The sequence below is a fragment of the Ferrimonas sediminicola genome (assembly GCF_005116715.1).
Taxonomy (GTDB): domain Bacteria; phylum Pseudomonadota; class Gammaproteobacteria; order Enterobacterales; family Shewanellaceae; genus Ferrimonas; species Ferrimonas sediminicola.
In genome coordinates, this window is sequence record NZ_SWCI01000004.1 from 260,979 (window position 1) to 273,243 (window position 12,265).

Sequence of the window (12,265 nt, forward strand, 5' to 3'; positions counted from 1 at the left end):
CAAACCCGGCGGACTTTCCGGCCCGGACCACCCGCTCGCCCCGGTTTCGGCCACCAAAAAGGGGGCACTCAGCCCCCTCCTACCACTGCAGCGGACGGTTACTCCGGCACACCCTTGACTCTCTCACGCGTCCTCTGCAACAGGTAGTAGAACACCGGCACCAGCAGGGTGCCCACCACCCCGGCCATCACCATGCCACCAAACACGGCGTAGCCCAGGCTGTGACGGCTCTGGGCCCCGGCGCCGGTGGCCACCACCAGGGGCAACACCCCGAGGATGAAAGAGAAGGCGGTCATCAGTACCGCCCTGAACCTGAGCTTGGCGGCGGTGACCGCCGACGCCACGATGCCCAGGCCACTCTCTCGCTGCTGCTTGGCAAACTCCACAATGAGGATGGCGTTCTTCGACGCCAGGCCGATGAGCAATACCAGGCCGATCTGGGTATAGAGGTTGACCTCCGACCCCGCCAGCCACACATGGAGGAAGGCTCCCAGCACCGCCACCGGCACCGCCAGCATCACCGCCAGGGGGATGGTCCAGCTTTCATACTGGGCCACCAGGAACAGGTAGGTGAACACCAGGGCCAGACTGAAGATCACCGGCGCCAGGTTGCCCGCCTGGATCTCCTGGTAGGTCTGCCCCGTCCAGCTGAAGCTGTAACCGGCGGGCAGGTTGGCCGCCGCCACCTGCTCCATCGCCACCACCGCCTCACCAGAGCTGAAACCGGGCGCCGGAATGCCGTTGATCACCGCAGAGCCATAGAGGTTGTAGTTGTTGACCACCTCGGGCCCCAGGATCGGCTCCACCCGAGTCAGGGTAGATAGGGGCACCATCTCCCCCTGGCCGGTGCGCACGTAGAAACGGGCGATGTCCCTGTCCGAGTCGCGGTACTCCTCCTCCGCCTGCAGCATCACCCGGAACACCTTACCGAAACGGTTGAAGTCGTTGACGTAGTTTCCGCCCAACTGGGTCTGCAGGGTGGAGAACACCTCGGTCAGCGGAATCCCCAGGGCCTTGGCCTGGTTTCGGTCTACATCCACAAACAGCTGGGGGGTATCGGCGCGGAAATTGCTGAAGGCGGCGGCGATCTCTGCACGGCCATTGGCTTCGATGATCAGCCCCCGCATCACCTGCGCCAACTCGGCGGCGCTGCGGCCCATGTTGTCCTGCAGCACGAACTCGAAGCCGCCGACGTTGCCCACGCCGGGCAGGGGCGGCAGGGCAAACACCATCGCCTGCAGCAACGGGTTCTGGGCATAGAGCCCCTGCAACCGACGCATGACCGCCTTATCGGTCAACTCCGGCGACGACCGTTCGTCCCAGTCATCCAGCACCACCACCAGCAGGCCGCCGTTGGAGGAGACCGAGCCGGAGAGAACCGAGAATCCCGAGGCATGGATGACACTGTTGACCCCGGGCACCGCCAGGGTCTGTTTCACCATCTGCGCCATCGCCTCCTCGGTACGGTTGAGGGAGGCGCCGTTGGGCAACTGAACGTCCACCAGGAAGGATTTCTTGTCCTCCGCCGGCACAAACCCGGTGGGCAGCGAGTTGCCCAGCCAGGCGGTGGCGCCGATGGCGGCGACGAAGGCCAGCATCGCCAGGGCGCTGCGACGGATCAGCACCTCCACCCAGCCGCCGTATCCCAGGGTCAGGCGGTCGAAGTAGCGATTGAAGAGGCCGAAGGGGCCGCCGGTCTTGGGCTGTGGCGCCTTGAGCACCGAGGCACAGATCGCCGGAGAGAGGGTGAGGGCGTTGACCGAGGAGATCAGCACCGCCACACAGATGGTCACCGAGAACTGGGCATACATCTGACCGGTGATCCCCGGCATCACCGCCGTCGGGGCAAACACCGCCAGCAGTACCAGGGTGGTGGCCACCACCGGACCGGTCACCTCCTCCATTGCCTTGATGGTGGCCGCCTTGGCGTCCAACCCCTCCTCCGCCATGATGCGGCTGACGTTCTCCACCACCACAATGGCGTCATCCACCACGATGCCGATGGCCAGGATCAGGGCGAACAGGGAGATGGTGTTGATGGTCATCCCCCCCGCCAGCAAGAACACGAAGGTGCCCACCAGGGAGACCGGAATGGCGATGGCCGGCACCAGGGTAGCCCGAAAGTCCTGCAGGAACAGGTAGACCACCGAGATCACCAGGGCCACGGAGATGAACAGGGTCTGGACCACCTCCTTGATGGAAACGGTGACAAACTCGGTGGTGTCATAGAGGATGGTGTACTCCATGTCCTGGGGGAAATTCTGGCTGAGCAGCGCCATCTGCTCCCGCACCGAACCAGCCACCTCCAGGGCGTTGGCGTCTGGACTCTGATAGATGGCGATGATGGCACTGGGGGCGTTGTTGAGCTTGCCCTGGGCATCGTAGGTCTGCGAGCCCAGCTCCACCCGGGCGATATCACCGATCACCACCTTGGAACCGTCGGGATTGGAGCGCAGTACCACCTGTTCAAACTCCGCCACCTCCGCCAGCCGGCCCCGGGTCTGCAGGCTCAACTGGAACTGCTGCTCCGGCGAGATGGGTGCGGAACCGATGCGCCCAGCGGGCACCTGGATATTCTGCTCCTGCAGGGCCGCCTGGACGTCGCTGGCGGTGATCGCCAGGGCCGCCATCCGGTCCGGATCCAACCAGATGCGCATGGCGTAATCCAGGCCGCCGATGATCTGTACTTCGGAGACTCCGCCCTGACGCGCCAGCACATCCTTGATGTTGAGGGTGGCGTAGTTGGTGAGGAACAGAGAGTCCAGGCTGCCTGCCGGTGCCACCAGGTTCACCAGCATCAGGAAATTGGGGCTCCGCTTCTTGACCCTGACCCCCTGCTTGGTCACCGTTTCCGGCAGCCTGGGCAGGGCCTGCTGTACCCGGTTCTGCACATTCACCTGGGCATCGTCGGCATTGGTGCCCACCTCGAAGGTCACAGTCAGCGAGTAGCTGCCGTCATTGGCGGATTTGGAGGACATATAGATCATATCCTCCACCCCGTTGACCTCGGCTTCGATCACCTGGGCGACGGTATCCTTGACCACCTCGGCACTGGCTCCGGAGAAGCTGGTGGTGACGTTGATCTGCGGCGGCGACACATCGGGAAACTCCGCCACCGGCAGCAGTGGAATGGAGAGCAGCCCCGACAGGCTCAGGACAATGGAGATGACGAAGGCAAACTTGGGCCTGGCAACAAAAAAACGACTGATCATAGCGGCCCCCTAGCCCTGGTTAAAGGGAATTGCGCTGCGCTCGGTGGCCTTTACCTCCACACCCGGACGGATCTTCTGCAGCCCCTCCACCACCACCTTTTCACCATTCTTGAGGCCGTCACGGACCTCCCAGTCGATGCCGAACTGCTGCCCCAGGGTCACCAGGCGCTTCTCCACCCGGCTCTCCGGGCCGACCACCAACACATAGCGCCCCTGCTGATCCTGCTGCACCGAGGCCTGAGGCACCAGCAGTGCCATCTCGGTCTCCGGCGCCTGAACCACCACGGTGACATAGGTGCCGGGGAGGAGAAACTGGTCCGGGTTGGGGAAGGTGGCGCGCATCTCGATGGTGCTGGTGGCGGTGTCGACCCGATTGGCGACGTAGTCCACCATCCCCGGATAGGGATAGCCGTCGCCATTGGGCAGCCTCAGGTGGAGCACCAGCTCCTGGAGCCTGGGCAGGGCACTGGGATTCTCCCTCATGACCCGGTAGGCATCAGACATCTCCCGGGCGGAGACCTGGAAGGTCACCCGGATGGGATCCACCTGCACCAGGGTCGCCAGGTCCTGCTGGGGCGTCACCAGATCGCCTTGGGAGATCAGGGCAGTGGAGATCTTTCCGGCGATGGGGGCGGTCACCCTGGTATAGGAGAGCTTGAGCTCGGCCGCCTCCAGGGCGGACTGGGCCTGCACCACCTGGGCTTCGGTCTGCAGCTTGGTGGCGGTCAGGGAATCCATGTCGGTGGCGGAGATCATCCCGTCGGGGAGCAACTGATTGCCGCGGCGCCAGTTGAGGATGGCCACATCGCGGGCCGCCACCGCCCGCTCCAGTTCGGCGGCCACCTGGGCCCGCTCCGCCAGATAGGGGGCCGGGTCAATTTCGAACAGCAGCTCACCCTGTTCGACCAGGTCTCCCTCGATGAAGTGGCGCTTGAGCATGGGGCCGGACACCTGGGCCTGGATGCTGACATCCTCACTGGCCTGGGTCCTGCCCACATACTCCATGCTGTAGGTCACCGGCTTGAGGGCGACGGTCGTCACAGTGACGCTCGGCGGCGGGGGCGGGGGCGCCTTGGCGGCCGGTTCACACCCCCCCAGTATCGCCAGCGAGACCAAACCCAGCCAGGTTATCCCTCTCATAGAGCTGCTCCTTACCCTTAGGACTCTCAGATAGTGCGACTCCAATGAGCATATCACAACTCACCAAACGGCCAAGTTTCAGTCACTTATTCGGCACATTTTCGTCACATCCCGGCCATCACCTCCAGGGTGAGCAGCCCCATGTAGCCGGCAAACCCCAGCAGCAGCAGCAGGCCGGCCAGCCGGTTCATGGGGACATAGGGCGCTCGGCCATGACGATAGCGGGCCAGCACGAAGAACAGGCCGGGAATCAGGGTCAGGGCAAACATCGCCGGAACGTCCCGGGCCAGCACCGGCTCGGGCAGGGTCATGCCATCACCGATCAGCCCGGGGAAAGCCAGCACCCCAAGCAGGTTGAAGATGTTAGAGCCCACCACGGTGGCCAGGGTCATGTCATACAGGCCCCGGCGCACACCGGCCACCGCCGCTGCCAGTTCCGGCAGGCTGGTGCCAAAGGCGATCACCGTCAAGCCGATCACCAGTTCGCTGACACCGAAAGCCCGGGCCAGTTCGACACTGCCCCACACCATCACCTGGGAGCTGGACAGCAGCAGCACCAGCATCAGGCCGGTCTCCGCCAGGGCGCGCGCCTTGCCAATGGTGAGGAACTCCACCTCCAGTTCCTCATCGCTGTTGTGGCTGCGTCCCAGGTAGACGCCGTAGGCGATCATCGCCCCCAGCAGCGCCAGCCCCTGCGGCCAGCCCAGGGTGCCGCCCATCAGCACCAGGGCGGCGTAGGTCATCACCAGCAGCAGGATGGGAAACTCACGCTTGAGGAAGCGGCGGCTGATCATCAGCGGAGTGACCAGGGCACAGATCCCCAGCACCAGGCCGGTGTTGATGATGTTGGAGCCGATGGCGTTGCCCACGGAGAGGCCGTCGGCACCATTGGCGGCCGCCACCGCACTGACCAGCAGCTCCGGGGCCGAGGTCCCGAACGCCACTATGGTCATGCCGATAAAGACGATGGAGAGACCGAAATGGCGGGCCAGGGTGGCGGCAGAGGCGATCAGCCGGTCGGCGCTGAAGCTCAACACCAGGAAACCACCGATCACGGCCAGCAGCGGAAGCAGTAATGCAGACATAAAGACGACTCAGAGGGCGGATATACACGAACGGACCCTCCCCTGCCCTCGCCGGAGACGGTGCGTTCGAGTCTCACCAAGCTAAAGCCCAGGCCCTGCCGGCAACACCACAGCCGAATGGCCGAGGATGTTGATGTTGCCCCCTGCTGGTGCAGGGCGGTTACTCCCCCGAAGTTGGCGGCCATTATAGCCCCTAGACCGACCACAATGCCAGTGTGAATTGGCTTCTGTCATCACCGTCGCCAGGGAAAGTGCTACACTGGCCAGCCTCAGCAGCCGCACCACAGAGACCCATGACAGAGCACCGCCCCCTGAGCCTGACCCTGGCTCACCTCAATGACAGCCACTCCCACTTCGACGCCAGCCGCATTCCGCTGACCCTGCCCGGCCTGGGCACGGTGTTTGCCGAGTGCGGCGGTTATGCCCGGCTGTGCAGCGCCGTGGACCGCGCCAAGTCGGAAGCCCGCGACGAGCAGCGCCACCTGCTGCTGGTCCACGCCGGCGACTGTTTCCAGGGTTCCCTCTACTTCGCCCACTTCAAGGGGACGATGAACGCGGTACTCAACAACCAGCTGGACCTGGATGCCATGGCCCTGGGCAACCACGAGTTCGATCTGGGCAATCCTCCCCTGGCCGAGTTCCTGGACCATATCCAGTTCCCCATGCTCAGCGCCAACCTGGACCTGAGCCAGGAGGACCAGGCCAAGGAAAATCCCATGCGGGGCAAGCCGGGACTGCTGGACTACGACGACGACGCCGGTCATGGCCGCTTCCTGGTGCGCCACTTCGACGGTGAGCCGGTGGCCCTGTTCGGCCTGTCCCCGGACAACATGCCCGAGCTCGCCTGCGCCGATCCGGACACCCACTTCCTGGACTGTCTGACCGTGGCCCGAGCCACGGTCGCGGCCATCCGCCAGAGGGGGATCAACAAGATCATCCTGCTCAGCCACCTGGGATACGACCGAGACCTGATGATGGCGGAGCAGCTGCAGGGGGTGGCGGCGATCATCGGCGGCCACACCCATACCCTGCAGGGGCACTTCGACAACCTGGGTCTGGGAGGACGGGACCACTACGGGGTGGTGATCGCCGGCACCGTGGTGGTCCAGGCCGGCTGCAACGCCCTGTTCCTCGGCCGGCTCAAACTGGATCTGAACGCCGACGGCAGCCTCAGCCGGGTGGATGGAGGTAACCTGCTGCTGCTAGGCCAGAATCTCAGCCGCGACTCCGGCGGGCAACAAGCCCTGACCGCACCCGAGGAGGAGCAGGCCTGGAGCTACCTGGAGGGGCAGGACAACCTGTGGCAGGTGACCCCGGATCCCACGGTGCACCGGCTCATTGAGGAGCACTACCGGCCCGAAATTCGGGAGTTCGAACGGCAGAAGGTGGCGGTGGCCAGCCGGGACCTGCGCCATATCCGCATTCCCGATGACAAGGGGGGCAGCGACGTGGCCCCGCTGCTGGCCGAGGCGATGCGCTGGCAGGCCAGGCAGATGGGGCTGGAAACCGACTTCGGCCTGCACAACGCCGGCGGCACCCGCGCCTCCATTGCCCAGGGGAAGGTGAGCGCCGGCTGGATCGCCGGCACTCTGGCCCCCTTCGCCATCGGCGTGGAGCGCTACCGGCTCAGCGGCCGGGAGCTGACGGACACCCTGGAATCGGCCATCAACAACGCCACCAACAACGGGGTGGTGGGTACCGGCACCGGCAGCTATCCCTATGCGGCTGGGCTGCGCTACCACTACCAGGCCGATGCCCCCATGGGGGAGCGGATCCGCGATCTGCAGGTCGACCGGGATGGCCGCTGGCAACCGGTGCAACCCGAGGCGATCTACTACGGGGTCTCTACCGGCTACACCGCCGCCGGCAAGGAGGGCTACTACCCGCTGGCGCGGCTGCCCGAGCCTCCTCAGGAGCTGGGACTGACCATCGCCGAAGCGGTGATCGCCCACTGGCAACACCTGGGCACCCTGGATTAACGGACAAGCTGCCCGGTTTTGCACCTCTGGATTCGATGGTCGGCGGCGCACTTCACCATCACCTCCCCGATCACCAGAGTGGCGATCACGCCGACCATCACCGGGCCGCTGTAGCGCCACTCCACCTGTGCAGAACTCAGTTCGGGGAAGATGAACAGGACGATGGCCACGACAATCACCAGCAGGCACTGGGCGGCATAGGCCCCCTGAACCATCGGGTTTCCGGCTACCCGGTAGGGGCGCGGCCGATGGGGATCGATCAGGCGTAACTTGACGTGGGCCGGAAACATCATCAGATAGGGCAACAGGGCGATGCAGGAGGAGAAGGCAAACAGCGACCAGAAGAGATCATCCGCATTTTCAGCAAACAGGGCATAGACGGCAATCACCGAGGTGGACACCAGGCCGGTCAGGGTGTTGGCGCCTACCGGGGTGCCATGGCGGTGCGACATCCGCCCCCATTGCCGCGGCAGCTCCCCTTCGGCGGACGCTTCCGCCGCCGCCCGGGAGCTGCCCATGGTCCAGGCCACCATATTGCCCATCAGGGTCAGCAGGGCCAGTCCCCCCACCAGTTTCACCATCAGCACACCGCCGCTCAGCTCGGCAAACAGGATCCTGAGGGTATCGATCACCCCGGAGAGCAAACCCACCTCCCCTTCCGGCAGGGCCATCAGGATCCCCAGGGTGCTGAACAGGTACAGGGCGGCGGTCAGCCCGATAGCCAGGAACAGGGCCTTGGGCAGATCGCCGAGATCCCTCATCTCCTCCGACAGAGTCGCCACCAGTTCGAAGCCGATGACGTTAAATACCAGGGCGGGCAGGAAGGCCGAGACATTGCCCGTCGATGGGGTCATGGCCGCCAGGGTAAAATCACTGGCCATACCGTGGGAGAGGCCGTACCAGAATCCGCCTCCACCAAGGAGCAGGATAACCAGTATCTTCAGGCTGGCGGCGATCTTGGTGACCCAGACACCCACCCCGACGCTCAAGTTACAGATCCACACCGTTGACCAGGTCAGGGCGATACAGAGCAGAATCTGCCACCTCAGCGACATTCCCGGGGCAAACAGTTCGGTGAACATTCCGGCGAACAGGATGTAGACCGCGGGCATCCACAGCCCGACGTTGATCCAGTAGAGCCAGGAGGTCCGCGCCGCCCAACGGTGACCGAAGGCCCGCAGCACCCAGTCGTAGATCCCCCCCTGTCCCGGGTAGGCGGTGCTCAGTTCCGAAGTGATCCTGCCATAGGGGATCACAAACACCACGAAGGTGACCAGCAGCCAGCCGATGGCGCAGACGCCGATGGACGCCACCGCCGTCAGGGTGTCCAGGCTGATCACCGCGCACAAAGCAAACAGGGCGGTGCTGCCCACCCTCATTGTCCCCCTCTCCACAGACGACTCCCTATTCCCCTTCAAGCCACAGCCCCGAACACGGGTTCAGAGACCGCCTTCCCAAGCCAGTTGAAGACGCCATGGTCGCACAATGACGAGCGCAAATATCACATATAAATCAAAATATAAAAACGAGCCCGATTGGGTTCGACGGTTTGTGACTGGCCTCCCAGTCACTCTCAGTGGTGGCTGTCGGGATCAAAAAAGCCGGGCATAAAGCCCGGCTTTTCTGGGTGGGGTCCTGCCTAGCGCAGCAGGTCCTCCATATCTTCGGTGTCCATGTGGCGAACGTCCTTCCCCTTGACGAAGTAGATGACGTATTCACAGATGTTCTGGCAGCGGTCGCCGATGCGCTCCAGGGCTCGGGCGGCCCACATCACGTCGAGAATACCGGGAATGGAGCGGGGATCCTCCATCATGAAGGTCATCAGCTGACGGAACACCGCTTCGAACTCCTTGTCGATCTTGCGATCCTCCTTGTGCAGGCGGAAGGCGGCATCGACATCCATGCGGGCGAAGGCATCCAGGGTGTCGTGCAGCATGCGGGCGGCGTGACGGCCCATTGCCTCCATGGAGACCAGCAGCCCCTTGCGGTTGCCCTCCTTGTTGTCGATCACCGCCCGGGCCACCCGCACACAGGCGTCACCGATGCGCTCCAGGTCAGCGGTGGTCTTGGAGATCGCCAGGATCAGCCGCAGGTCGGAAGCGGCCGGCTGACGCTTGGCGATGATGCGGGTGCACTCTTCGTCGATGGTCACCTCCATGGAGTTGATCTTGCGATCGGCACTCATCACCTTGCGGGCGGTCTCGGCATCACCGTGCTGCAGGGCATCCAGCGCATCGTTCAGCTGCTGCTCCAGCAGTCCCCCCATGGCCATCACTTGGCTGCGGACATCCTCCAGCTCCACATTGAACTGGCCGGAGATGTGTCTACCCAGGTTGTTGTTGTCCATCGGTTCTCGTCCTTATCCGTAACGACCGGTGATGTAATCTTCGGTCTTCTTCTTGGCAGGGGTGGTAAACAGGGTGTTGGTGTCACTGTACTCGATCAGCTCCCCCATATACATGAAGGCGGTCTGGTCGGAGACCCGGGCGGCCTGCTGCATGTTGTGGGTTACGATCACCACGGTGAACTGATCCTTGAGGGTGTGGATCAGCTCCTCGATGGTCAGGGTGGAGATGGGATCCAGCGCCGAGGTGGGCTCATCCAGCAGCAGTACCTCTGGCTGGATGGCGATGGCGCGGGCGATCACCAGACGCTGCTGCTGACCGCCGGAGAGGCCGAAGGCGTTGTCGTGCAGCCGGTCCTTCACCTCGTCCCACAGGGCGGCCCCCTTGAGGGAGCGCTCTACCGCCTCATCCAGCTCGCGGCGGTTGTTGAGCCCCTGCAGGCGCAGGCCGTAGACCACGTTCTCGTAGATCGACTTGGGGAAGGGGTTGGGGCGCTGGAACACCATGCCCACGTTGCGGCGCAGGGAGGCCACATCCACGTGCTTGCCGTAGATGTTGTCGTTGTGGAGCAGGATCTCCCCCTCCACCCGGCAGCCGTCCACCAGATCGTTCATCCGGTTCAGGCAGCGCAGCAGGGTGGACTTGCCGCAGCCGGAGGGGCCGATGAAGGCGGTCACCTGGTTGCGGGGGATCTTCATGGTAATCCCGGACAGGGCCTGCTTGTCACCGTAGAAGAGATCCAGGTTGTTGATGTCAAACGCGGTCATCTCGGGCGACAGCTGTTGCAAGTCCAGCGGCGCCGAGGATTTGTTCAAAGTTTCAATAGCAATCATCTTGGTCATCTCGGCTTAGTGTTCCAGGGAGCGGAATTTTTCACGAAGGTGGTTACGTACGCCAATGGCGGTCAGGTTCAGGGCCACGATCACGCTGACCAGCAGGAACGAGGTGGCGTACACCAGCGGACGGGCCGCTTCCACGTTGGGGCTCTGGAAGCCCACATCATAGATGTGGAAGCCCAGATGCATAAATTTACGATCCAGGTGGACATAGGGCCAGTTGCCATCCACCGGCAGGGTGGAGGCCAGCTTCACCACCCCCACCAGCATCAGCGGGGCCACCTCGCCGGCGGCGCGGGCCACCGCCAGGATCAGGCCGGTCATGATCGCCGGGCTGGCCATGGGAATGACGATGCGCCACAGGGTTTCCGCCTTGGTGGCGCCCAGGGCCAGGGAGCCATGACGCACCGCCGAGGGGATCCGCGACAGGCCCTCCTCGGTGGAGACGATCACTACGGGCAGAGTCAGGATCGCCAGGGTCAGGGCCGACCAGATCACCCCGGGGGTCCCGAAGGTGGGATTGGGCAGCGCCTCTGGGTAGAACAGGTCATCCAGGGACCCGCCCACCATGTAGACGAAGAAGCCCAGGCCGAAGACACCGTAAACGATGGAGGGGACACCGGCCAGGTTGATCACCGCGATCCGGATCAACTTGGTCAGGGCGTTCTTGGCGGCATACTCGTGCAGGTAGACCGCGGCGATAACCCCGAAGGGGGTGACGATCACCGCCATCAGCAGCACCATGAACACCGTACCGAAGATCGCCGGAAACACCCCGCCCTCGGTGTTGGCTTCACGGGGGTCGTCACTGACAAACTTGGCCACGGCGTGCAGCCAGTGCCCCACCTTGCCCACGAAACCCAGTTCGTTGGGGAAGGCGACGTCCAACACACTGTCCATGGGCAGCGTCACCCGCTCACCGCGCATGTCGCGAACCACCACATAGTCCTCGGCCGCCCTGTCGCGCAGGGCAAACAGGGCCTTCTCCAGCACCTGATACTCTTCGTCCAGCCGCTGGCGTCGCTGAGCCAGGTCCGCCAGCGCCGCTTCGGTCAGGGCGTTGCTCAGCTCCAGTTTGCGCTGATCCAGGCGCAGACGCTCCAGCTGGTAGTTGATGCGGCCGATGTCGACCTTCTGCAGCTGTTCCGCTTCATCGTTGATCTGTGCCGCCTTATCGATGGCCAGCAGCAGCTGGTCATGGATCTCGGCGCCGGTGTAGATCTGACCGTTGAAGCTCAACTCCACCGGGAAACCGTAGAAGTTACCGTTCTTGTTGCGCTCGAACACCGCCACATCCGCCGGCTGGATGTCGGAGCGGATCATCGGCTCCAGCACCCAACGGAAATCCAGCGGCACATACTCGCGGTTGCCGGTCTTGATCAGATAGCGGCTGACGAACTCCTCGTCACTCTTAAGCTCGACGCCGGACTGCAGCACCCGCTCCAGGGGCACCCGTTCCCGGTCGTAGATCTCACCGATGATGGTCTCAACCTGGCCGTTGGCCACCTCCAGCTCGATCTGGTGCACCGGGGATGGCCAGAAGTAGACCAGGCCGCGCCAGGCAATCATCAGCAACAGACCCAGTACGGCGATCAAGCTGAGGCTCACCGAACCTGCGGTCATCCAGATCCAGGGAGAGCCCGATTTAATCCACTTACCCATTGATTT

8 protein-coding genes and 1 riboswitch are annotated in these 12,265 nt (G+C 63.7%); of the genes, 1 reads left to right on the forward strand and 7 read right to left on the reverse strand.

Annotated features, from left to right (window positions below):
• Positions 1-98: 98 nt before the first annotated feature.
• The 3 genes from FCL40_RS08875 to FCL40_RS08885 form a co-directional block, all read right to left on the reverse strand.
• The gene (locus tag FCL40_RS08875; RefSeq protein WP_136852885.1) at positions 99-3,212 is read right to left on the reverse strand and encodes an efflux RND transporter permease subunit; all 3,114 of its coding nucleotides are present in this window, start codon (positions 3,210-3,212) and stop codon (positions 99-101) included.
• 9 nt (positions 3,213-3,221) lie between these two features.
• Positions 3,222-4,352 carry an efflux RND transporter periplasmic adaptor subunit gene (locus FCL40_RS08880; RefSeq protein WP_136852887.1) on the reverse strand — a complete coding sequence of 377 codons (1,131 nt, stop codon included), beginning with the start codon at positions 4,350-4,352 and terminating at the stop codon, positions 3,222-3,224.
• A gap of 104 nt (positions 4,353-4,456) precedes the next feature.
• Positions 4,457-5,437: a calcium/sodium antiporter gene (locus tag FCL40_RS08885; RefSeq protein ID WP_136852889.1), complete on the reverse strand. Its 981-nt coding sequence runs from the start codon at positions 5,435-5,437 to the stop codon at positions 4,457-4,459.
• Between the two features lie 6 nt (positions 5,438-5,443).
• Positions 5,444-5,611: riboswitch (yybP-ykoY riboswitch) on the reverse strand.
• A 119-nt stretch (positions 5,612-5,730) separates the two neighbouring features.
• Between FCL40_RS08885 and FCL40_RS08890 the strand changes: the two genes are divergently transcribed.
• On the forward strand, positions 5,731-7,416 hold the full coding sequence (locus FCL40_RS08890) for a bifunctional metallophosphatase/5'-nucleotidase (protein ID WP_136852891.1): 1,686 nt from the start codon (positions 5,731-5,733) through the stop codon (positions 7,414-7,416).
• Here FCL40_RS08890 and FCL40_RS08895 read toward each other — a convergent pair.
• The 4 genes from FCL40_RS08895 to pstA all read right to left on the reverse strand — a co-directional run bounded on the left by FCL40_RS08895 (position 7,413) and on the right by pstA (position 12,259).
• Positions 7,413-8,810 carry an APC family permease gene (locus FCL40_RS08895; RefSeq protein ID WP_205729118.1) on the reverse strand — a complete coding sequence of 466 codons (1,398 nt, stop codon included), beginning with the start codon at positions 8,808-8,810 and terminating at the stop codon, positions 7,413-7,415. The genes FCL40_RS08890 and FCL40_RS08895 overlap by 4 nt on opposite strands.
• A 245-nt stretch (positions 8,811-9,055) precedes the next feature.
• Positions 9,056-9,763 carry a phosphate signaling complex protein PhoU gene (gene phoU, locus FCL40_RS08900; protein WP_136852893.1) on the reverse strand — a complete coding sequence of 236 codons (708 nt, stop codon included), beginning with the start codon at positions 9,761-9,763 and terminating at the stop codon, positions 9,056-9,058.
• A gap of 12 nt (positions 9,764-9,775) precedes the next feature.
• On the reverse strand, positions 9,776-10,594 hold the full coding sequence (gene pstB, locus FCL40_RS08905) for a phosphate ABC transporter ATP-binding protein PstB (protein ID WP_136853015.1): 819 nt from the start codon (positions 10,592-10,594) through the stop codon (positions 9,776-9,778).
• Positions 10,595-10,609: 15 nt separating this feature from the next.
• On the reverse strand, positions 10,610-12,259 hold the full coding sequence (gene pstA, locus FCL40_RS08910) for a phosphate ABC transporter permease PstA (RefSeq protein WP_136852894.1): 1,650 nt from the start codon (positions 12,257-12,259) through the stop codon (positions 10,610-10,612).
• Between the last annotated feature and the right edge of the window lie 6 nt (positions 12,260-12,265).

Excerpts from the sequence above, each read along its gene's own strand:
- FCL40_RS08890 (WP_136852891.1), top strand. The coding sequence starts at position 5,731 with ATGACAGAGCACCGCCCCCTGAGCCTGACCCTGGCTCACCTCAATGAC.
- FCL40_RS08880 (WP_136852887.1), bottom strand. The coding sequence starts at position 4,352 with ATGAGAGGGATAACCTGGCTGGGTTTGGTCTCGCTGGCGATACTGGGG.
- FCL40_RS08885 (WP_136852889.1), bottom strand. The coding sequence starts at position 5,437 with ATGTCTGCATTACTGCTTCCGCTGCTGGCCGTGATCGGTGGTTTCCTG.
- FCL40_RS08875 (WP_136852885.1), bottom strand. The coding sequence starts at position 3,212 with ATGATCAGTCGTTTTTTTGTTGCCAGGCCCAAGTTTGCCTTCGTCATC.
- pstA (WP_136852894.1), bottom strand. The coding sequence starts at position 12,259 with ATGGGTAAGTGGATTAAATCGGGCTCTCCCTGGATCTGGATGACCGCA.
- pstB (WP_136853015.1), bottom strand. The coding sequence starts at position 10,594 with ATGATTGCTATTGAAACTTTGAACAAATCCTCGGCGCCGCTGGACTTG.
- phoU (WP_136852893.1), bottom strand. The coding sequence starts at position 9,763 with ATGGACAACAACAACCTGGGTAGACACATCTCCGGCCAGTTCAATGTG.